At 59.0% G+C, this 22219-nt stretch carries 17 protein-coding genes; 8 read left to right on the forward strand and 9 right to left on the reverse strand.

What is annotated here, in order from left to right; genetic code table 11:
- Positions 1 to 98 precede the first annotated feature (98 nt).
- The 4 genes from LOC68_RS22800 to LOC68_RS22815 all read left to right on the forward strand — a co-directional run bounded on the left by LOC68_RS22800 (position 99) and on the right by LOC68_RS22815 (position 4599).
- Positions 99 to 950: a hypothetical protein gene (locus LOC68_RS22800; protein ID WP_230223017.1), complete on the forward strand. Its 852-nt coding sequence runs from the start codon at positions 99 to 101 to the stop codon at positions 948 to 950.
- A gap of 118 nt (positions 951 to 1068) precedes the next feature.
- The gene (locus LOC68_RS22805; protein WP_230223019.1) at positions 1069 to 1560 is read left to right on the forward strand and encodes a hypothetical protein; all 492 of its coding nucleotides are present in this window, start codon (positions 1069 to 1071) and stop codon (positions 1558 to 1560) included.
- Positions 1561 to 1690: 130 nt separating this feature from the next.
- A complete protein-coding gene (locus tag LOC68_RS22810; RefSeq protein WP_230223021.1) occupies positions 1691 to 2314 on the forward strand; it encodes a hypothetical protein in 624 nt (207 codons plus the stop codon).
- A 137-nt stretch (positions 2315 to 2451) separates the two neighbouring features.
- On the forward strand, positions 2452 to 4599 hold the full coding sequence (locus LOC68_RS22815) for a TIM44-like domain-containing protein (protein ID WP_230223023.1): 2148 nt from the start codon (positions 2452 to 2454) through the stop codon (positions 4597 to 4599).
- A 3-nt stretch (positions 4600 to 4602) separates the two neighbouring features.
- Here the strand turns inward: LOC68_RS22815 and LOC68_RS22820 are convergent, their stop codons facing one another.
- The 4 genes from LOC68_RS22820 to LOC68_RS22835 all read right to left on the reverse strand — a co-directional run bounded on the left by LOC68_RS22820 (position 4603) and on the right by LOC68_RS22835 (position 11060).
- Positions 4603 to 5535, reverse strand: a complete 933-nt coding sequence (locus LOC68_RS22820) for an ABC transporter ATP-binding protein (RefSeq protein ID WP_230223025.1) — start codon at positions 5533 to 5535, stop codon at positions 4603 to 4605.
- Between the two features lie 18 nt (positions 5536 to 5553).
- Positions 5554 to 7782, reverse strand: a complete 2229-nt coding sequence (locus LOC68_RS22825; protein WP_230223027.1) for a hypothetical protein — start codon at positions 7780 to 7782, stop codon at positions 5554 to 5556.
- 120 nt (positions 7783 to 7902) lie between these two features.
- On the reverse strand, positions 7903 to 8232 hold the full coding sequence (locus LOC68_RS22830; protein ID WP_199186942.1) for a MazG nucleotide pyrophosphohydrolase domain-containing protein: 330 nt from the start codon (positions 8230 to 8232) through the stop codon (positions 7903 to 7905).
- Positions 8229 to 11060, reverse strand: a complete 2832-nt coding sequence (locus tag LOC68_RS22835) for a tetratricopeptide repeat protein (RefSeq protein WP_230223029.1) — start codon at positions 11058 to 11060, stop codon at positions 8229 to 8231. The genes LOC68_RS22830 and LOC68_RS22835 overlap by 4 nt, the downstream gene beginning before the upstream one ends.
- A 135-nt stretch (positions 11061 to 11195) precedes the next feature.
- Here LOC68_RS22835 and LOC68_RS22840 point away from each other — a divergent pair, with 135 nt between their 5' ends.
- The 4 genes from LOC68_RS22840 to LOC68_RS22855 all read left to right on the forward strand — a co-directional run bounded on the left by LOC68_RS22840 (position 11196) and on the right by LOC68_RS22855 (position 14827).
- On the forward strand, positions 11196 to 11516 hold the full coding sequence (locus LOC68_RS22840) for a Rieske (2Fe-2S) protein (RefSeq protein WP_230223031.1): 321 nt from the start codon (positions 11196 to 11198) through the stop codon (positions 11514 to 11516).
- Between the two features lie 52 nt (positions 11517 to 11568).
- Positions 11569 to 12507 carry a mechanosensitive ion channel family protein gene (locus tag LOC68_RS22845; RefSeq protein ID WP_230223033.1) on the forward strand — a complete coding sequence of 313 codons (939 nt, stop codon included), beginning with the start codon at positions 11569 to 11571 and terminating at the stop codon, positions 12505 to 12507.
- Positions 12508 to 12582: 75 nt separating this feature from the next.
- The gene (locus LOC68_RS22850; protein WP_230223035.1) at positions 12583 to 13680 is read left to right on the forward strand and encodes a hypothetical protein; all 1098 of its coding nucleotides are present in this window, start codon (positions 12583 to 12585) and stop codon (positions 13678 to 13680) included.
- A 55-nt stretch (positions 13681 to 13735) separates the two neighbouring features.
- Entirely contained in the window at positions 13736 to 14827 is a 1092-nt protein-coding gene (locus LOC68_RS22855; protein WP_230223037.1) for a hypothetical protein, read from the forward strand.
- A 63-nt stretch (positions 14828 to 14890) separates the two neighbouring features.
- Here LOC68_RS22855 and LOC68_RS22860 read toward each other — a convergent pair whose 3' ends face one another.
- From LOC68_RS22860 to LOC68_RS22880, 5 genes are all read right to left on the reverse strand, one after another.
- A complete protein-coding gene (locus LOC68_RS22860) occupies positions 14891 to 17137 on the reverse strand; it encodes a glycoside hydrolase family 5 protein (protein ID WP_230223038.1) in 2247 nt (748 codons plus the stop codon).
- A 223-nt stretch (positions 17138 to 17360) separates the two neighbouring features.
- Positions 17361 to 18824 (reverse strand): neutral/alkaline non-lysosomal ceramidase N-terminal domain-containing protein, encoded by a 1464-nt coding sequence (locus tag LOC68_RS22865; RefSeq protein WP_230223040.1) that lies wholly within the window; start codon positions 18822 to 18824, stop codon positions 17361 to 17363.
- Between the two features lie 55 nt (positions 18825 to 18879).
- A complete protein-coding gene (locus LOC68_RS22870; protein WP_230223042.1) occupies positions 18880 to 20346 on the reverse strand; it encodes a neutral/alkaline non-lysosomal ceramidase N-terminal domain-containing protein in 1467 nt (488 codons plus the stop codon).
- Between the two features lie 172 nt (positions 20347 to 20518).
- Complete coding sequence (locus tag LOC68_RS22875) at positions 20519 to 21601, reverse strand: protein arginine kinase (protein ID WP_230223044.1); 1083 nt, start codon at positions 21599 to 21601, stop codon at positions 20519 to 20521.
- A gap of 59 nt (positions 21602 to 21660) precedes the next feature.
- Positions 21661 to 22194 (reverse strand): UvrB/UvrC motif-containing protein, encoded by a 534-nt coding sequence (locus tag LOC68_RS22880; protein ID WP_230223046.1) that lies wholly within the window; start codon positions 22192 to 22194, stop codon positions 21661 to 21663.
- Positions 22195 to 22219 lie beyond the last annotated feature (25 nt).

The following is a 22219-nucleotide window of genomic DNA, read 5'->3' on the forward strand; positions in this document are numbered from 1 at the left end:
AGACTCCGTGGCATTATTGTTCGGCCCGGAACGATGCGAATCTTTGGGAAAACCGACAAAACCTTGGCATGAGCGATAATCGGCGCAATTTGACACTGGTGGCAGCTGGCGTTTTGCTAGCGGTTTTGACCGCCTTGTGCGCCTTTGATCTTTCGTCGCTTCCGTATTTTGCCAGTTCGGCTCAAGCGCAGAACGTCGATGTCGCTAGCAATGACGACAGCGCTGCGGTCGCCGCCGAGGAAGTCGTGAGCGGCGAGGCCGTTCCGCTGGTCGCCGATGCGCTGCGGCGGATTCTTAGCTACTCGTCGATCGAAGCTCGCATGGAGTACGCGACCAAGACTCCCGTCACCAATGGCGCGGGACGCTACTGGGAGCAAGGGCCGCTTCTGCGACGCATGGAGCTGAAGCTGCGCGGCGTCGAGGATTCGCTGCTGCTGCAGGTCAACGATGGGAAGACGCTCTGGACGCGCTGCGAGACGCCGCGCGAGACGGTGACGGACTCGATCCGATATCAGTTGCCGCTGCGGAGTCCGCAGCTCTATCTCGGCAAGCTGGGACTGGCCGGGCTATTAACCCGATTGCAGGAGGACTATGACCTGGCGGTGGTCGGTTCCGGAAATCTGGCCGGGGAGCAGGTCATCGTCGTGAAGGGGGCGTTGAACAAGGACGCCCTGACGCGGATGTTGCCAAAACGTGAAGAGGAGATCCGCTCTGGCGAATTCTCGACTTGGAGCGAACTGCGAACTGGGGTGCCGGTGTCGATGCTGATCGCCTTTGGCGCAACAGACGCGGTGCCGCGGCGCATTCAATATCGCGCCGTCCGCGATGGAGCGACGCTGCGCGATTGGCGCCAGTGGGAGACGCAGGAAACATTGACGATCGACCTGCGCGAGGTCCTCTTGAACCGCCCGATCGCTCCCACCGTCTTTACGCATTCCGAGGGCTGGTGATTTCGGCCGCCTAAACCGGGGGGCGAATTCGTTGGGAATAGCAGCGCACCGTCGGTCGAGGTTAGAATAAAAAGGGAAGAGATCGCACTCGACGCTTTTTTCGCCTGGGGAACTATCGATGATCGCCGCTGCCGAGCTGGGAGGCTTTTTCGCTGCGCATGCCATTTGGTGCGTGTCGGACGGCGACTTGCTGATTCCGATTCTCGCCTATGCGACGCCGGATGGAGAGCGGCAGATGGAGCGTCTGTCGCATGACGACATCGAGATCGCGGTCGAAGCCGGCGTCAAACGGCTCGAAGCGAACGAGATGGAAGCGGATGACGGCGTGCTGGTCTTTGACGGCTGCGTGACGCTCGACGAAACGTCGCACGACGCGATCATTCTAGAACATCGCGCCTATCTCTGGCCCGAATCGAAACTGGTCGTCGCGGTCCCGTACACGCCGCTGGAAAGCGGTCAGTTCAAAGTGCGACGGCCGATCTTGCTCGCCTATGAAAACTGCGACGACTGCGACGCCGACATGGCGATGCGATCGTTCTTCCACGGCGTCGCCGAACATGAAAAAGGCGCCGAAGTCTGGAAGAACGCGTTCGACGAAGGGGCGTCGTAGGGAACGCATTCTTTTTTTCGTCAAAACGGATGAGAACCGCGCGTCGTCAAGATAGAATCGACATCGCCGCGGGAGATCTTAGCTCGGCTCTCTTGTTTGCGGTTGGCGAAAATGGAGGCGAGGTTCCCTGATGACGATTGCGCTTTGTTTTAATTGCGGCGAGACCAAGTGGGGCGCGCTTTGTCCGTGCGAGAAATGCGGCTGCAAAGGGACTGGCAATATCGAACTGGATATCGTCTTTAGCGATCACCATATCTCGGCTCGTTCGCTGGAGGATTTGGGAAAACTGATCAAGCGCCTGCATGCTGCGGATACGTCCGGTCAGGAGGGGGTCTGCTTTTGGGCGTTCATCGCCTACATTTCGCAGCATCCGAGTGAGTTGTTAAAGGCGAACCCGCCGGCCGAGATTGCCGCGGACGTCGACCGCTTGCTGACGCAGGCCAGTTTGCCGCAAATTGAAATCGAGATGGCCGAGAGGAGGTTTTCTGGTCCTCCGGCAAACGCGATTCCATTGCCGTCGCGACTTTTTCGCATCTATATCGAGTCGTTTCCCTTTGAGGTCATCGCCCGCGTTGAGGTGCGCGTTCGCGATGGCGGCGTCATTCGCGCCGATTTAGTGAACAACGGGGGCGAAGGGATGCTGCTGGTCGACGAATCGCGCAAGTTTGACGCCAAGGATATCTTGGCGCTGCGGCGGCGCAAGTCAGGTCTCTTGGGTTGGTTATTTCCGGAACGTTGGGTTTTGGCCGGATAACGTTCGGAACAAAACGCCAAAACGTGATGTCTCGCTGCGGTTTGTGGGGTAAAATGCTCGGCGCTTCCAAGATTCTCATCCCGCCGACGAATACCTAGCGCCTTTTCGCATTTTCTCCTCCAACCCCTGACTTTATCGTGCGATTTGCCCGAGCTCTCGTCCTGTTGCTGTCAGGCTTGATCCTGATTCCGGCGGCTGACGTTTGGGGACGTGCAGGAAACGGCGGATCGTTCTCTGGGGGCAGTTCGCATTCCGGAGGAGGTTTCTCCGGCGGCGGATTCTCTGGGGGTGGTCATTCGTCCCACTACGGCGGACATGGCGGCAGTGGAGGCGGACAAGCGCTGGGGCGTCTGATTGAGTATCTCTTTCGACATCCAGTAATCGGCATTCCGACGCTGGTGATCGTCGTTCTCTTCTTCGTCTGGTACGTCAATCAAGCGAACGAACGTCAGCAGCGACGATTCATTTCGCGTTCGTTCGACAAACTGGATCATGACTTTATCGACTCTTGCTTGGAGTCGCTGCAGGAGAGCGATCCCTCGTTCGACCTCCAGCAATTCAAGCAGCGGGCCGAGCATGCGTTCCGCAAGATCCAGGACGCGTGGTGTCAGCAAGATCTGAAACCGATCCATGCGTTCGTCTCGGACGGCGTTTACGAACGATTCTCGCTGCAAATCGCCGAGCAGAACGAGCATGGCTACCGCAACGTGATCGAAGACGTGCGCATCCTGGGGATGACGCCGATCGAGATCATCGCCAGCCGTAATGATCTGACCGCGTTTGACGTCATTTCGCTCCGCGTCTCGGCCCGGGCGAAAGACTACCGCGTCGATCGCGCGACCGGCAAGATGATTCCCGGCTCGAAGTCCAACGAGTCGTTCACCGAAGTCTGGACCTTCCTCCGTCGTCGCGGCGCCAAGACGAAGCCGGAGAAGGCGGGCCTGATCGAAGGAAGCTGCCCCAACTGCGGTCAGTCGATTCAAATCAATCAGTGGGACAAATGCGGCTCGTGCGGAAGTTTGCTCCGCAGCGGCGAACATGACTGGGTGCTGAGCGAAATCACGCAAAGCGACGCGTGGAAGCCGAACGCAGGGCTCACTTTGAACAGTGCGACCCGCTACTGGATCTCGCACGATCCCGGTTTCAACACGCATCACCTGGAAGATCGCGCGAGCGTGATCTTTACCCGCAAGGTGACCGCCGATCGACATGGCGAAATGCGTCCGCTGATCAAAGTGGCGCACGACATGTATTGCGACGTCCATCGCGGCGAACTGGAAGGCAAGAACCGCACCTTCTATACCGATTGCGGCGTCGGCGCCGTTGACGTGATCGGCGTAGCGACCGACAAAAACTTTGACCGGGCGCTGATCGACGTCCGTTGGTCAGGTCGCCGCAATCAGAAGAAGGGGGATGGCGTCGATACGGCCCGTTCGCCCAGCACGCTGCGGACCTTGATGGTCCTGGGGCGCAAGCATGGGGTGCAGACGAAAGTCGAAAAGAGCGTCTCTTCGCTCCAATGTCCTGGCTGCGGCGCTCCGGAGTCGGACGCCGCTTCCAACTGCTGCGAATTCTGCCACATGGTGTTGAACGATGGCGCCAGCGATTGGGTGTTGGTCGATTGGCTCCCGTTCAGTTCTAACGAAGCCCGCGACCTGCGCAAGCGAGCGAATGAAGGAATCGAAATGGCGATCGCCACGATTCCGACCGAAATGCAATACGACGAGTACGAACGTCCGGTCTTGGATCGACCTGCGACGTTCGTCTACGGCCAGATCGTCGGGCAAGTCTCCGGCAGCGATTTGGATCGGGCTCAGATCAACGGCCGCAGTTTGCGCGAGTTCGCCAAGATTGACGACGTCGATTTAATCGCATGGGTCGTACAAGTCGCGGCGGCGGACGGCAAGCTCGACGCGAAAGAGCAGAAGCTGCTCAAAGAAGTCGCCAAGGCGCATAAGGTGCCGCTCAGTCGCATTCAGGGAATGCTAAATGACGCCGCCAATGGTCAGTTGGAAGTTGCGGAGCCGGATAGTCGAGCGTCCGGCGTGCAGTGGCTGACGCGGATGATCGACATGGCGCTGATCGACGGCCACCTCGATCGTCGCGAACAGAAAGTGATCGCGGCAACCGGCAAGCGGCTGGGCATGACCGACTATGACGTCGCCCGACTGTTGGCCAAACGCAAGTCGGAGCTTTACCGCGAAGCGAAAGAGCAACTGAAAGAGCAGAAGAAGGAAGCGGCTCGCCGGAAGATTCGGGACGGCTATCGGCCGAACGACGAATAACGGCTACGTCTTCTTTCCCATCCCCTTGGTCAGCGCCATAAAGGCCGACTCGAGGTTGATTTCTTCTTCGCGGAAGAGGGTCAGCTTGTGACCGGCTTGGATCAGCCAGGTCGGCAGATCGCTGTAGTCGGTCATTCCTTCTTTCAAGGTGACGACCAGGAAGTTCGGACGAGGCTCGATGCTTTCGATCACTTCCGATCCTTCCAGCACCTTGGCCGCCGCTTCTTGATCGCCGGCGACGCCGATGTGCAGGACCGTCTTTTGGCGAACCTGCTTCATGACCTCGTCGACCGACGCGTTGACCGACATCACGCCGCGGTCGATGATTCCGATCTTGTTACAAACGTCGGCCAGTTCGGGCAGAATGTGGCTGGAGACGATGATCGTTTTGCCCATGTCGCGGAGCCGCTTCAGCAGGTTTCGCATCTCGATACGGGCCCGAGGATCGAGACCGCTCGCCGGTTCGTCGAGCAGCAGCACTTGCGGATCATGCAGCAGCACGCGGGCCAGACCGAGACGCTGCGTTTGACCGCGCGACAAGGTGTTGGCGAAGGCGTCCCGCTTGAAGTCGAGATCGACCAGGTTGAGCATCTCGTCGCAGACCTGGCGACGCTGGGCGCCCCGAATGCGATAGGCGGCGGCGAAGAACTCCAGGTACTCGATCACCTTCATGTCGTCGTACACGCCGAAGAAGTCAGGCATGTATCCGACCAGGCGGCGGATTTCTTTCGGGTTGGTGTAGATCGAATGGCCGCAGACGTACGCTTCGCCCCAGGTCGGATTGAGCAGGGTCGCGATGATCCGCATGGTGGTCGTCTTGCCGGCGCCGTTGGGGCCGATGAAACCGAAGACGTCCCCTTGCTTCAGGTCGAGCTCGATCCCTTTGATGGCGAAGAAGTCGCCGTATTTTTTCGTCAGGTCGTGGGTTTCGATCATTGGGCGCCTACAAGTGCGTTATTCCGGCTCAACCGGATAGATCAAGCGAACGTAAGTCCAACGCTGCGTCTCCGGCTCTAGCGAAACGTCAGTTCCGGCCGCTTTGACGTTCAGCTCGGTCACCGGCTGCTTCGACTTGCCGACCAGCACCGCACGTTGCGTTTGCGAATGCTTGGAGAGGTCGATGAAGCCTTGGTAGCGCTGGATCAGGTTGGTGTAACCGCGACCGCCGGCCGATTCGTGGAACAGCGTCACTTCCATGATGCGATCGATGTCGGTGTTTTCGCGGTCCCACAGTTCCGACACGTCGCGAGCGTCGGCGACGCGCGTCTTGCGGAGCACCTTGTCGGAGTTTTTGCCCGACTTGCCCGACAGGGACAACACGCCGCCGGCCGGCAGTTTCGGAAAATTCCAAGCCCAGCGGCCGTAGAAGACGTAAACGTCTTCCAGGTCCAAGTTGGTTGGATTGCGAATCACGCCGTCGAGCAATTGGTTGTTGATTTCGGTAAGGGGCTCCGGCGCTTTCCCTTCGAGCTCGGCCCAGCCGCGGCCGAACATGCTGCGGGACGACCAGATTTGAATCGGCAGGTTTTCGAGCTGAACGGAATCGTCCGCTTCGGCCAGGAAGTACGGATTTTGCACGGTCGCCAATGATTGTCGCGAGTCCATCCCGCCCAGCGATTTGCCCGGCAACCCTTGCCACGCGAGGATCTGCTTCCAGTCGCTCGTTTGCGACGGCGCGGTGTTGCGGAGCTGAATATCCAGCCGCTGCGTCTGCGGGCTGTAGAGATGGGCCCACGTGGTCGAGCGAACGACGCGGCTCGAGAGGTCGCAGTCGAGGACGTCGACCTGGTTCATCCGCAGCGTGGTTCCTTTCGCCCAAAAGGCGACGCCCCACGAAACGGCACAGGCCAAAACCACAAATAGCGGAAACGTGACCCAGGTCCATTCCATGCGAGGAAGGTAATTTTTCAGCAGGAAGTAGTCCCCTGGTCCGATCAGCAGCAAGTAACCGACGATGATCACGCCGATCAGCAAAAACGAAATCAGGTGGACCCCTTGGAACTGATCGAGCGCGACGCGCAATTGTCCCGAGAGATCTTCGTAGCCGACATGCGCGGCGCTTTGTCCGGCCAGCGACACGGCGCCAACTTCCTGTTGCTGCGAATCGCCGAATAGCAAGCGATCGAGCAGCCCGCGTCGTCCGTCCCAGCCGAGGACCGGCTCTTGGTTGAGATCGAACGCGACAAATTCGATCAGGCCGAAGCCATGCGCCGAAATCGAAATCAGCGGCGCCGGATTGGCCGAGGCTCGCTGCACCAGCACGACGGCGCTAACGTCACTGAGCGCGGCGACTTCCAGCGTCGGCGCATCAGGACGATCGAGTCGGGTCGACTTGCCGGCGAACTTTTCGAGGTCGCCGGTTTCTCGTTCTTCTTCCCAGCCGATGAACTTGCCCGGCAGAAAAGAAGCCAACGGAGCGTCCGCCGCCAAGAGTTGCGGCGAATCGACGCCAGCGGCCAGAAAGATCCGTCCGCCCAGCTTGGTCCACCAGTCGAGAGCGCTTAGCTGCTCGGCCGACAACTTCTTCCAAGCGTCCGCTTCGCCGCTGACGACGAGCAAGCGATCGGCGCCTTCGAGCATGCGCCAGTCGTCCGGAATTTGATCAGGGGTAATCGTCGCCAACTGCGACGCTTCGCTTGGTTGCACGCGCTGCAGACGCATCATGTCGTCGATGCCGGTCAGCTCGCCGGCCAAGAGCCAGAGCTGTTGACTGGCCAGAACCGGTTGGCCCAGTTCGGCGACGTTGGCGTTCCAGACCGAGCGCTGTTGGACGCCGTCGGTTTCGCTTTCCAGGATGACGTCGATGCGGCTGTTGGTGCGGCCAACTTTGACCGGCAGGACGAACGACTTCGTTTGGCCTGGGGCGATCTCGGCGGGCTCGTCTTCGCTCCAGCGATGTTCGACCGGGATGCCGTCGGAGTCGAACGACGCGATGTGAATCTTGGCGCTCAGCGACTCTTCGCCGGCGGTGAGCGAGACGCGAATCGGCGACCAGACGCCGACCTTGAATCGACCGCCAAAGCCAAGGCTCGCTTCGATCTTGGCGACGTCATGCCGCTGTTGCGTCCAATCGCCGGCCCAGGCTGGGACCGCCGAGAGGGCGACGAGAACGATCGTGATTAGAAAAGTGCGACTGAGCGGCAACATCAACGTCGAGCGGGTTTCGCAAAAGGGGGGCGCCACAGGGGGAATCGCCGGTTGATTGGAAGCTATTTAGCATAGTCGGCGGGCCGCTTCGCCGCGAGTTGACGCCGGGAGCCCGGTGGGCAACTTCGCGGGAAGTTAACGCCGAATAGAGCGATTTTACGGCTTTTCAGCGTCATCGCAGACGCAGAGGAATTGTCCGCAGCCGGGGCAACCGCTCCCATATTTCTGGTTTACCGCGTCGGCCAGATCGACTCCCGCGACGTTGGCGATGGTCGTGAGCCAGGCCAGCACGTCGGCGAACTCGCCCACGCGCTCTTCATGCGTCCCGCCTCGCAGTGCGGAAGCGAGTTCCCCCACTTCCTCCATCAGCCACATGAAAGTCCCTTCGACCCCGCGGGTCTGGTCCTTTTCAAAGTACATGTCGCGGATCAATTTCTGGAACTGACCGAGGCTGACGTCGACCGGCGGCGAAGATTCTTGGTTCACGGTTTGATTTTCTCTAACAACTGTTTGGCCGCCGCGTTGGACGGCGAATGTTTGAGGACAGCTTCCAGGATTTCCTGGGCCGCCGCTTCGTCACTGACCGCGATCAGCGCCTCCGCCGCCGCGATTCCCCAATCTACTCGATCGGGTGATAAGCGAAAAGCGACCGCCAACTCACGGGACGCCGCAAGCTTGTCGCCGAGTTCTTGTTGAGCGCGGCCGTTGATCTCGTGGGCTTGCGCGTCGGCGACGTCAATCTGAAACGCCTCTTCGGACCAGCGAGCGGCGCCTTTCCAGTCCTCTTTCGCGGCGAGGAGCGTCGCAAGTTTCTTACGGATCGCGACGTCATGATGTTTTTGCGCCGCTAGAATTGGGAGCAATTTTATCAGTTCGTCGTCATTTCCTTGCAGCAGATGGACGCGGACCAGCGCTTCGGTCCATTCTTCGCTCTCCGGTTCGGCCTTGGCGCCGCGGTCGTACAGCTTGATCGCCGACTTGTAATCTTTCTGCTTCAAGCGAAGTCCCGCCAACAGCGCCACCGGGCGACGATCGTAGCGATCGCCGGTCGCACGCTCGAGCAACTCGATCGTCTTCTGAGCGTCGCCGATCGAGAGATAGAGCCGAGCCATCACGTACAAGCCGAGTGGATGTTCCGGATCGATTTCCAGGGCCTGCTCGGCGTACTTGCGAGCGCTGGTGTTCGACTGCCGCTGCAAGTAGGCGTAGGCGGCGTCGGCCTGGATGTCGGCGTTCTTCGGCTCATCGCGAGCTTCTTTGATCAGCTGCGAAAAGCTTTTGTCAGCCGTCGTATCGACCTCGACGTCGCGGACGACCGTCACCAGGTAGTCGCGATACCCACGCTCAAAGTCGGCCTGCTTCGTGTGAAAGGTTTGCTCGAGGATCTGATCGGTCGTCAGCGACTTGGCGTAACCGTCCAGCATCTTCAGCAGCGCGTCTTCGCCGAAGCGTTGTTTCAGGTAAACGGCGTAGTGATAGGCCTGGCAGTAGGCCATCGTCCAGTCGTCTCCATCTCGCGGGCGGATGAAGCCGTAGTTGATCGAGTTCAGATCGAACAGGTCGTTGGCGGCGATCCGCTTGGCGAGCAGACGTTTCCAGTCGGGGGGCTGCACTTCGGTTTCGTAGGTGACCGCCATCGCCTCGGTAAACCAGTGTGGAATGTTGAAGTCGGTCTGCTGCAAGTTGACGACGTGGACGAATTCGTGGCGGAGCACGTTCCCCCAGTTGTACTTCTGCGGCATCGACGAAGGTGACGCCAGCGCGAGCATCTTGCCGGCACATGCGCCGACCGTGCCGATGTAGGGCAAGCCGACCATGCGAGCGCTGAACCAACCATGGCCGCTGGTGTTCTTCGCCTTGCTGAAGAATTCGATCAGCGTCTTGTCGGCCGGTTCGTAGCCGAGCGCCTTGCAGATCGGCGCGTAGACGTTGTCTTCCAGGTGGCGAGCGGCGTACTCGGCCAGCAGCTTGTCTTTCGGATCATAGCGAATGACGAAGTGATCGGTTTCGAGCGTTTCGTAAGTCGCCAAAACGTCGAGCACTTCGAGCGTGTTCTTCACCCGCACATGAAACGGGTCGGCCGCGAACGCTTCTTCCAGCACGACGCGGGCTTCCGGCTCTTCTCCCATTCGCATCAGCACCATCCCAAGCTCGGCATGGGGACGAACCAGTTGCGGCATCCGCTCCGTCGCCGCCCGATAGAAGCTGGCGGCATACGGATACTTCCGCAACAGTTCGCATCCTTCGCCGAGCCCTGCGAAAAACTCGCCGCAGTGCGGATTGGAAAGAGAGGCCGTTTCGATCAGTTCGCCATAGCGGGTCGACTCTCCTTCGTCGGTTTCCAGCTTTGCGCCGTCGGCAGCAAGATAGGCGGCGGCGAGCAAGCCGGCGGTCGCCTGGCGTTTGTCGTTGATCTCGCGAGCTTTCTTCAGCGCTTCGATCGCCTCCAGCGGACGGAAGTCAGCGAGGTAGGCTTTCGCTTTCGCTTCCAGCGCCGGGACGTAGTCGCCGCGGATCGCGAGCGCTTGATCGGCGGAGGCGACGGCCAGATCGACGTTGTAGCCGGTCAGGTCCATCTGCGACTTCAGCGTAAAGAGTTCGGCCGAGCTCGGATTGATCTCGAGCGCCTTGGTCCATTCGCTGCGCGCCGAGCCCATGTTGAACTTCTCGGCGAAGAGGTCGGCGACGGCGATCCGGGCTGGCCAGTAGTTGGGCGAACGTTCGAGAATGGTCGGAAAGAGGGTGTTGACCAGGTAGCTGAATTGTTCGCTGTTCTTCGTCCAGCGGGCGAACTCGGCGGCGCCAAGTCCGGCGTAGTAGAGCTGATCGGGATCGTCCCCAACGTCGTTCGCGTTGAAGTCGTCGACGAACCATTCGTAAGCGGCGCCGGCTTCTTCAAGTTCGCCCCGTTCGCGATGGAGCTGCGCGGTGATCCAGCGGGCGACCGGTTGTCGCTCGTCGAGCACGAGCGCCTTCTTGCAGTTGGCGGTCGCTTCGTCCCATTGGCCGTGGTCAAATTGAAGGCGAGCCAGTTCGGCGTAGAGTTTGGCGGTCGGCTTCTTTTCGATCGCCGAATTTAACGTTTTCGTCGCTTCGGTCGACTTGCCGATGGCGATTTGGGATTTCGCTTTCAGCAGCGATGCGTCGGCGTCGGGCTGTTCGATTTTGTCGAGGGCGGCGATCGCTTCGGCGTATTTGCCAGAGTAGTAGAGCGACTCCGGCGAAGTGGGCTCGGCGCCTTGGACCAGCGAGCAGAAAGTGAGCCAGGCGGCGCATGCGACGAGCGTGAAGACTGGATTACTTGCAAGCGGCATCGTGCGACCAGCGGAAGGGTGGGAAAGGACTGTCAGGAAGCGCAACCTCGGCGTAAAATGGTCGCGATTGACAGCTTACGTACATTCTAGCCCCCGCAGGCGCCGCGGCGAACCCTTTTTCATTTGGGCATATTGATGGCAGATTTTGTGACCGTCGCGAAAGTTGGCGACATTCCCCCCGGCCAAGGTCAGGCCTTCAACGTCAGCGGCCGAATGGCGGCTGTTTTTCACCTGGCCGACGGCAGTTATCAGGCGATCGACGATTTTTGCCCGCACATGGGAGCGTCGCTGGCCGGCGGCTACGTCGAAGATGGCGTGGTGATGTGCCCCTGGCATGCGTGGGGTTTTCAGCTGTGCGATGGCGCCTGGCTCGATAATCCGAAGGTGAAGGTCGATTGTTTTGACGTTCGCGTCGAAGGGGACGAGATTCAGGTACGCGTCAAACCCAAAGAATAATTGCCCAGAAGCGCCGTTTTTTTGACCTCGACACTTACAAGGAGCGACCGCCATGTTCTTTCCCTTGCTATTAGCTCAGGCTCAAAACGGCGCTGAAAAACCGGTCGCCGACAACGCTGGCGCGATCGACGTCAGCCAGAAAGCGTCGGAGACGTTGTCCGACGTGCAAAACTGGGGAAACTCGGCGGTTGTCTTTTTGCAGGATCAAGGTCCCGAGTGGATCTTGCGCATCGTCACTGCGATTTTGATTTTCGTCGTCGGTCGCTGGATCTCGATCTGGGCGAGCGGTTTCCTGCGGCGTTTGATGGAGCGGGGGAAAGTCGATCAAACGCTCGCCCTGTTTCTATCGAATATCGCTTATGGTTTCTTTCTGACGCTGGTGATTGTGGCGACCCTCAATCGCTTGGGGATTGATACGACCAGCGTGGCGGCGGTGTTAGCGGCCGCTGGTTTGGCCGTTGGTCTGGCGCTGCAAAACTCCCTCTCGAATTTCGCCGCCGGGGTGATGATCATTTTCTTCCGACCTTTTTCGGCCGGCGACTTTATCGAAGCGGGCGGAACCTCCGGCATCGTCGAAGCGGTGCAGATTTTCCACACGCAGCTGAAGACGCCGGACAACAAGATGATCATCGTCCCCAACAGCAATATCACCAGCGCCAACATCATCAACTATTCGACCAACGCGACGCGCCGCTTCGACTTGACGATCGGCTGCGGCTACGACGACGATCTGCGAGCGGTGAAGCAGTTCTTGATCGATCTGCTCAACAGCGATGAACGCGTCTTGAAAGACCCCGCCTCCGAAGTCCGCGTCACCGCACTCGCCGACAGCAGCGTCAACTTCGTCGTCCGCGGCTGGGTGAAGAAGGAAGACTTCTGGGCGGTCACGTGCGACCTGACCGAGCAGATCAAGCTTGGGTTTGACGAACGAGGGTTCTCGATTCCGTATCCGCAGAGCGACGTGCATGTGCATCAGGCGGCGGCTACGTAGTTGGCAAGTAATCGAATCATGCCGAGTTTCGCTTGCCGCGTGACTCGGCGATTCAGTTTCGTTAAGCGAGGCCGCATGGAAGAATCGGTTGCCCCATCGACTTTGCCCCAATCGGCGACGACAGTACGCACTTGGATATCGCGCACCGCCAAAGCGACGTTCTTTCTGCTGATCGCTTTGCCACTTACCTGGATTTGTTTCGCTGGGGAAATGGTGCATCAGAGTGGGCTCATCGCGGTCACAAGCGTCTCGGTGGACTACGATCAAGACTGGGAACATGGTTGGCCGTACGTGTTCCTGGAGCGCGAATACCTTGGACCAGGGTCGTCTCCTTTGGCGTTTGATGAAGGTTCGCCAACTTTTAGCTGGACGTGGCTTCTCGCTGATTTATTGATCTACGTGGGTCTTCTGAGTTTGCTGCTGTGGCTATGTTGCGCGAAGCGTGTCGGCGATCGAGGGCGATTCTCATTTTCACTTAGAACGGCCCTAGTCGGGACAACGTTGTTAAGTCTGTTGATGGCGAACGTGAGTAACTGCTACCTGCAATCGCAACGTGAAGCGGAAATTGGACGGCAGTTGAAATCGGAAGGGCAACTCGTCCTTTCGAAGTACATTGGCCCTCGATGGTTTTCGCGACTCGGGCTAGATGAAATTACTCCGCTAAAAATGGAGGGGATCGAGCTTGTCAGGATTCGGTCGGATGAGCTAAGTGAGGAGCAACTCACCGCGATCTATTCTAAGCTCGCCGAGTTGTCGCGGCTTTCCTACCTTCACTTTGGCGGCAGCGCTCTTACCGACGAGGAAGTCGGCAGGTTGTTGGCGGCGCGACAACGCTGGCCAATTCGTAAGTTATGGATTTTTGGACCGAGTTTCCGCGGGCATTCACTGGAAAATGTTCGGTCGCTTCCGTCGCTGGTGGAGTTGCGGATATTCTCCTCGGGCTTTGACGATAAGGGGTTCAGCGCCATTTCCCAGTGGTCATCGCTGGAGGGAGTTTGCGTACCAAAAACGTCGGTGACAGCTGAGGCTGTTCAATTGGCCGCCAAGATGCCAAATCTGCGATACGTCGATTTTTACGACACCGAAATTACTGAAGAAGATTGCGAGGTACTCGAGGAGCGCGGTATTGAGTATGGGGTCGGAAAAACGGTTAACCCGTCCGCGTCCGATTGACCAAGCCGAACAGGCTCGCCCTTAACACGCGGCGATTTTCGCTGCGCTAGATCGAATGGAAGACGACGCCCCCAACGCAATTTCAGCGCAGACGACCACCAAGCGAGGCTGGTTGGCGGTCGTTGCGCGGTGGGGACTCTATGTCGCCATCGTACTGTTGGCTGCCTGGATTGGTTTTGCAGGGGAAAGAGTCGACGCCTGGATGACGATGGGCGGGTTGATGGGAACCTACGCTGGCGTTTCTGATAAGGACAACGCTGTCGTTGAAATCTGGCAGCATGGCTGGCCGTTCGTCTTCTTGAATCGTCGTACCGAGGTCTATTTCTCGCATCCATTCGCCTTTTGGCAGGGGTTCACCGAGTTTCGCGGCTGGGCGCTGGTCGGCGATTTGTTGGTATGGGGCGCGATCATCGGCGCCGTTTGGGTACTGCGGCGGACGCGCACGGACGTCTCTCCACGGAGGTCTAGATTCTCTCTTTCGCTAAAGATGCTCCTTTTGTTCGTGACGTTCTTCTGCGTCATGGGCGCTAGTCTGGGCACGAGCCATCTGCGATCGCTGCGCGAGATGGAAATCGGCGCCAATCTAGAACGCTTGGGGCACCATGTCGAGTATGAATACATTGGGCCGATTTGGTTCTCCCGTCTGGTTGGTCGCGATCTCCCTTGGTTGCCGATCCAAGGAGTCAGCAGTTGCCGCATTGACAGAGACGCCGCAATAGATTGGCCAGAAAGGACGCTAGACGCTGGAGTTGGCGAACTGGCGAATCTAAAAAAGTTGGACTTCGGCTCTTCTCAGACTGACGATGCGGGACTCAAGCGACTATTAGCGGGACGACGCTATTGGGCGATTCGAGAATTGCATTTCTACGAAACGCCCGTAACGGGAGCAGCGTTTGAAAGCTGTGATGCGCTTCCCCAGTTGCGGTATGCGAACGGATGGGGCTCAAAGCTTAATGACAAAGGGTTCGCCGCTCTAACGAAATTGCCGCGTGTCGAAAACATTAACGCCAAGGGAACCGGCGTCACCAACGACGCGGTCGACAGCGCGCTGCAGGCCCCGCACTTGCGTGACGTCGATTTCAATGAGACGAACGTCGATCGAGCGAGCCTGCAAAAGTTGATTGAGAAGGGAATTGACTGCTGGTAGGTTGAGATCGTGGCGGATTGACGCTGGGAAGCTCTCTCCATTCGCCGACAAGCTTGTCTCCACCTACCGCGTCCGCTTCAGCTCAAACTGCTTCCCTTCCAGCGCCTCTTTTGCGAACTTCCCCCAGAACGGCGTCGGGGTATATTTCCAGTCGGAGATCATGATCGGCGACGACTTGGGGTGAAAACACCAGCCGGTCCAGTTTAGTTTGTGCTTCTGGATGAAGCCGAGCATGTCGGGGACCCAGGTGTAGGGATCTTCTTGGGCCGCTGCCGGGATGAAGCTGAACTTGGTGACGTCGGCGCCGACTTCACCGAGGAAGATCGGATACTTCTCGCTCGTCGCGAGCATCTTTCCTTCCCAGTCGTTGTGCCAGTGGTAGGTGTGCCACGAGTACATGATGCCGTTTCCACCTTTGTCGTCGAGGGCGTATCCTTCAGTGATCTTCGACAGGTCGTTGCACCACGACATGCCGCCGGCGATCACGATGTTTTTGGCGCCGGTACTGCGAACCGCGTCGACCAGGCCTTGCATGCCGACCGACTCGAAGCCTTGGTTCTTTTTCTTTTCCTCTTCGCTCAAGAACGCCGACTCGTCGGTTCCTTCTTTCGTGCCGACGAAGCCCCCGTTCTTCCAAACGTCCCACGAGATTCCGTGCGGTTCGTTGAAGACGTCGAATAAGACCGCCGGGTGATTCTTGTACTTCGCGGCGAAGTCTTTCCAGAAGTCGGCGTGCTCTTGCTTCGGCGCGCGGAAGCGATGCAGGTCGACGGCGACGTAGGCGCCGCGGTTGGCGGCTAGCGTGATGATCTGGTCGATGATGTCGCGATACCCTTCGCCTCCATCCTTTTGATACGGGCTCTTGCCGTACCAGAACGCTTCGTTCATCGGCAGGCGAATGCAGTTGGCGTGCCAATCTTCGATCGCGACGACGGTCGACTTGATCGGCTGGGTGTCTTGCGGCAAGGTTTCGAGCCCGCCGGCGTTAACTCCTTGCAGCCAGACTTCGGCGCCTGATTCGTCATGCAGACGATTGCCGACCACATGCAACATCGACGGCCACTTGTCGCGCTTGGGCTCTTCGCGGGGGACGAACTTGAACGCTTGCTCTTCGGCCCGCAACTTGGCGGCGGCCAATAGCGGCTCGGCGGAAGTCGGCTTCAAGACGAGATCGTCGATATCGAACGTGCCGGCCTTCACCTGGAAGAGGCACGGCATCATCACCAGGGTGAGCGCATCGGAGGGAACCAGGAACGTGTGGCGCTTTTCGACCCAGCCATCAGTATCTTTTTGCGAATAGGACGGGGCAGGGGAGGGCTTCACTTTTTTGCCGTCAATCCCCAGCCAATCGAGCATGATGCGGGCGTCGAAGTGGGGAGCTTCCCCTTTCTTCAGTCCGGTGACCCGCTGTCGCCAGGTCAGCTCCAATGCTTCGACTCCGGCTGGAACGTCGATGGTGCGATACTCCATCACCATTTCGCCCGGCTTCGGCGAGGTCATTCGCAGGTAATGGTTTTCTGCGTCGACTTCGTAGCTGCCGCCGACTTTCAGCTTGCCCCAATCGTCGGGCCAGCCGGCCTGCTTTTTGTCGGTTTCAAAGTTGCCGTTGGAGATCAAGTTGCCGCTTTCGGCCAACCGGGCGGCCGCTTTGTCACGGCGCTTTTTGGCGTCCGCTTCCAGCTTCGCTTGTCGAGCGGCCAGGTCCATCGCCGCTTTCTCACGCAGCGGTTGCGGATCGACGCTTTGTAGAACGAGATCGTCGAGATCGAATTGCCCTGACTCGACCTGAAACAGGCACGGCATAAACTTCAGCGTCTTGGCGCCGGTCGGGATGAGGAAGCTGATCTTTTTCTCGACCCAGCCGTCGGTATCTTTACGCGATGTCGGAGCGCCGGGCGTCGGCGTCACCTTGTTGCGAGCGGCGTCGAGAAACTCCAGCAAGATCCGCGCGTCGAACCATGACTGCTTGCCGACCTTCAAGTCGCTGACCCGCTGCTTCCAGGTCATCTCGATCGCTTGCACGTCGGCAGGGATCGGGATCTCTTGGTAGAGCATCACCATCTCGCCGGGACCGGTACTGCTCAGCCGCAGGAAGTGATTGTCGTTTTCGGATCCCCAAGTGCCGCCGGCTTTCAGCGTGGCCCAACCGTCGGGCCAGTTGTCGCCGTCGGCGTCGGTTTCAAAATCGCCGTTGGGCGTGAGCGTATCGCCGATCGCGGCCGATGCGTTGGCAGCGACCGAGGCCAGAAAGAGAACGACGAAAATCGCTTGCCAGGCGCGGACCGATGGCGACAAAAACGGGCGAAGCATAATGCGAGACCGGGGCTGATTGCTACAGGATCGGCGATGACAACCGCCAAAAAGGGGCAGTTGTCATCATAGTTCGATCGCAGGAAGGGGACAATCAACCCGGATTTCTTCGTGCCTGGTGCCATGCTCTTGCGGCGTCTTCGCCGGATGAGCATGTCTTTGGCGGGTTCGAAGACATGCTCACTCGGCTATCGCCGTGAGAGCATGCCACCAGTTTTCCGGCTTATTTGGCCGGCAGTAGCGATTCTTCCAGCTTCAGCAGTTCGTCCACCAGCTTGATCGACGCTTCTTTCTCGACCGAGTTGGTCCCCATCCAGGTTTCGTAGCCCCCCAAGCGATGTTGCTCCGGCGTCGGCAAATAGCCAAACGAGCCGTTCGCCAGTTCGATGGTGAACGATTTGGCGAAGGGAGTGCGGGCCTTCAGTTCGAGCCCCGTTTCGGTGAACGTTTCAAACGGGCTGGTGGTGATCGCCAGGTCGCCGATGCGGAGGGCTTGCAGCGGCACGTCGACGGTCTCGGGGCATTGCATCAGGAGGTCGGCCCGATCGGCGTAGATCAGTTCGCGGGAATGTTCCGGCTTCGCTCCATCTTTGGCGCGTGCCCGGACTTCGGCGAAGTGCTCCAGGATCTCGGGAGTCGGCTTGCGAACTTTCAGCGTCAGGTCGGTCGTCGCGGCGTCGAGCGTGACGTCGTCTTTGAATTCGATCTTCTCGTTCGCGTCGGCGACTTTCGAGGCAATCTTGTCGGCCACTTCCTGCATCTTTTCGTAACGGCCGTAAGCCTTGCCCCCCTTTTCGGCGAAGTTGATGTTGTTGACGTCGCCGCTGGTTCCGTTGGAGAGGACGCCGACGAATGCCGGAGTCAGGTCGGACGCACTCAGCTTCTGCTCAATGAACTTGGCGAAGTAGCCAAAGTAGTCGGCCGAGACGTCGCCGCTCGGGACGCCGCCAACATAGTGGAGCGAGTAGTTCGCCAACAGGGCGATCGGGCGTCCTTCTTTGCTTTGGATCGAAATGAAGCTCACTTCCGGATCAACGGGGCCGGCCGGGCGATCGAGCGCGTCGCTCCCCTTCGGCGGATTCATCCGAACCTGATCCAGTCCGCCGAAAGGATTGGAGAGAAGGGTCGCGTTTTTCACGTACCAGCGGCGATTGAAAACTTCGGACGGTTCTTCGACCGAGCCCCAGCCGATTTTCGCCGGTTCCAACTGATGAATCGCACAGCGAACGCCATCGGCGATCCGGCGGGCGAGGAACGTCTGATAGAAGGTCGGCTTCTCGTTCGGAATGATGTAATAGGGACCGCGGGCGGTCGTCGCGGAGTGGGTATGGGTCGCCGAGATCATCACGTGACTCGCCGGAATGCCGGTCTCCTTTTCGATCAATTCTTTCGCCGCGTCGAGCACTTCGCGAGGGATGCCGACGTTGTCGCAGACGACAATCGCCAACTTCGTTTTCCCGTCGTCCAGCACGATGCAGCGAGCATGCAGCTCGTCATGAATGTGCGTCGCCGGAATGGGGACCCAGTTGCCGACGATCGATTCTCCGAGTGGAGGCGTGATGTTGGCGGCATAGGCGCCGGCGCGAAAGACCGGTTTGGCGTCGTCGGCGGCTTGGGCGGTCGAGACGTTGAATGTCTGCACGAAGGCGAAAGCCACGAAGAGGAGCGGCGTGAGGATGCGAGTCATTGCGGAAGGTCTCCGGCGAGCGGCTGATTGAAGGTGGGAGCGAGGAAAAGAGCGGCTATTGGCGATCTTTCAAGGTTTGCTGCAAGTCGAGCAGCGTCTTGGTCAACTTCGTCGAAGCTTCGTACTCGACGACATTCGTGCCGAGCCAGGTTTCGTACCCGCCCAAGCGATGTTGCTCGGGTGTCGGGAGATAGCCATACGAACCGTTCGCCAATTCGATGGTGAACGTGCTAGGGAAGGGAGTGCTTCCTTTCAGTTCGAGACCGATCTCGACGAACGTTTCAAACGGGCTCGCCGAAATCGCCAGGTCGCCGATCCGTAGCGCTTGCAGCGGCACGTTGACGGAATCAGGGGACGCCAGAATCTTGTCGATTCGGTTGGCGTAGGTCACTTCGTGGACGAAGACCGGCGGCTCGCCTGCCTTTTCGCGCTGACGAACCAAGGCGTAGTTCTCCATGATCTCCGGCGTCGGTTTACGAACTGCAAGCGTCAAGTCCGTGGCGATCGCGTCCAAGGTGATGTCGCTGCGGAACTTCAGGTCGGCGTGGGCGTCGGCGACGCGATCGGCGACGTTCTGGGCGACCTCCTGCATCTTTTCGTAGCGAGCGTACGACTTGCCCCCTTTTTCGGAGAAGTTGATGTTGTTGATGTCGCCGCTGGTGCCGTTGGAGAGGATGCCGACGAAGGCAGGCGTCGTTTCTTTGGCGTTCAGCTTTTCGGTGATGAACTTGGCGAAGTAGCCGAAGTAATCGGCCGAGACCTCTTCGGGACCGACGCCGCCGACGTAGTGGAGCGAGTAGTTGGCCAACAGCGAGATCGGGCGTCCATCTTTGCTTTGCACCGAGATGAAGCTGATCTGCGGATCGGTCGGGCCGGCCGGGTGATCGAGCGCGTCGCTTCCCTTCGGCGGATTCATCCGAACCTGGTCAATTCCGCCGAAAGGATTCGAGAGGAGGGTCGTGTTTTTGACGTACCAGCGACGATTGAAGACTTCCGTCGGTTCGTCGACGGTTCCCCACGCGATTTGCGCCGGCTCTAGTTGATTGATCGCACAGCGAATGCCGTCGGCGATCCGACGAGCGAGAAACTTCTGGTAGTCGGTCGGCTCCGGATGGTCGAGCAGGTAGAAGGGACCAAGCGCGGTGGTGGCCGAATGGGTATGCGTCGACGCGATCAGTTGGTGACTGGCCGGGATGCCGGTTTCCTGTTCGACATACTTCTTCGCCTGATCGAGGACGACGCGGGGAATGTGGAGGTTGTCGCAGACGACGATCGCCAGCTTTGTTTTGCCGTCGTCCAGCACCAGGCAGCGAGCGTGGAGTTGATCATGAATGTAAGCGGCTGGCGTCGGCTTCCAACCGCCGACGATCAATTCGCCCAGCGGCGGAGTAATGTTGCTGGTCGCCGCGCCGGCGCGAAAGACCGGCTTCGCATCTTCGGCCGCGAGCGCTGAACCGAAATCTGATATTACGAGAAATCCGATGAGCAAGAGGAAGTGCGCGAGGACGAATCGGCGTGGCATCGAGAATCTCCGTCAGACGTCGAGAAAGAGTTGGGCCGCGGAAGGAAGGGACGCTTCACGCCAAGGGAGCGATGCGGCGTCGAAGGGGCAGGATCGAGATTTTATAATATCGAATCGCCCAGCGACCAGCAATCAAATTCCGCATGGCGGAACGAATTCTGCGTAGGGCGCCTTAGTTCTGATCGGCGCCGTCTTTTTCTTTTTGCGAGAGATAGCGGCGCAGGTAGAGAGCCCGTTCTGAGTTGCGGCCGGCCGTGTCGAGCGGACCGCCGCGCAGCTTTTGCAGGTGCGCCGGCTGCGTGTCGACGAACAGCTTGTTGATGTCGGCGATCACCAGGTCGTCGATTAGGCCGAGATTGACTCCCATGCGAACGCTGGAGAGCAAGTGCATCGTCTCTTCGCTGCTGATCGTCTGCGCGGTTCGCAAGATGCCGTAGGCGCGGCTGATCTTGTCGTGCAGATCTTGTTGGTTCTGCTTCAGCAGGAAGTCGCGAGCGCGACGTTCGTAGTCGATGATCATCGGCACGACGTCGTGCACCTGGTTGCGGAGTTCAATTTCGCTCCGGCCGAGGGTGATCTGATTGCTGATCTGGTAGAAGTCTCCCATCGCCTGCGAGCCTTCGCCGTACAGTCCGCGGACCGCCAGGTTGATCTTTTGCAAGCTGCGGAAGACCTTTTCGATCTGCTGCGTGATCACCAGCGCCGGCAAGTGCAACATCACGCTGACCCGCATCCCGGTTCCTACATTGGTCGGGCAGGCGGTCAGATAGCCGAGCTTTTCGTGAAACGCGTATGTCAACTTGGTTTCGAGCAGGTCGTCGACTTCGTTGATTTGATCCCAAGCGGCGACCAGGTCAAAACCGCTTTTCATCACCTGGATGCGGAGGTGGTCTTCCTCGTTGATCATCAGGCTCAAGCGTTCGTTCTGATCGATCGCGACGCTGCGGGCGCCTTCGGCTTCGACCAGTTCGCGACTGATCAACTGACGTTCGGCCAGAAAGTGACGATCGACGTCCGAAAGTTCGTCGACGCGGAGGTAGGCCAGGTCGGTCAGCTGCGGAACTTCGGCCAGACGATCGCGAACCGCTTTGTCGATCGCGGCGCGATCGGCGGCGGTGCAGCGGCGGATGAACGGAAACTCGGCGATGTTGCGGGCCAAACGAATTCGGCTGCTAATGACGATGTCGGACTGAGGGCCTGCACCCTTCATCCATTCGCCGGCTCGTCCTGTCAATTCGTTTAGATCCACGTTCATCCTTGGCACACGTTTGATGTGGCGATTGCTATGAAATCAATTCGGCGGGAAAGCGCGTCTTAGACGGAATGCTCGTCGCCGGGTTGGTCTTCGCTTTCTTCCAGATTGCGAATCGTATCGCGAAGCTCGGAGGCGCGTTCGTATTGTTCGAGACGAATCGCCTCGTTCATCTCTCGCCGCAATTGTATCAGTTTCGTCTGGCTCTCGGTGCTACGCTTGTGCGTGAGGGGATGTTTCCCCTTATGAACCAGGTCGCCATGGATATTGACGATCAACGGCTCCAGTTCGCTCGCAAAAAAGACGTAGTCGTGCGGACAACCAAGTCGCCCTTGGTTGCGAAACTCATAAAAGCTGATGCCGCAGATCGGGCAGCACTTTTCATCCAGCTTCTCGAGCTCTTTGGCGGTGTCGGCCACCTTCAGCTGCTGAGCCAGCATCCCGGCCAGGCTCGCCTTGCCCGGCATGCCGGTTCCTGGGGTCTGCATCAGGTATTTCTGCGCACAACCCTCGCAGAGATGGATCTCTTGCGGCTCTGCGCCGGTCAGTTCCGTGATATGGAACGTCGCCGGTTTTTCGCATTGTTGGCACTTCACGCGGATTCCCCTTTTACGTCGAAGA

This window comes from Blastopirellula sediminis (assembly GCF_020966755.1).
In the GTDB taxonomy this organism is placed as follows: domain Bacteria; phylum Planctomycetota; class Planctomycetia; order Pirellulales; family Pirellulaceae; genus Blastopirellula; species Blastopirellula sediminis.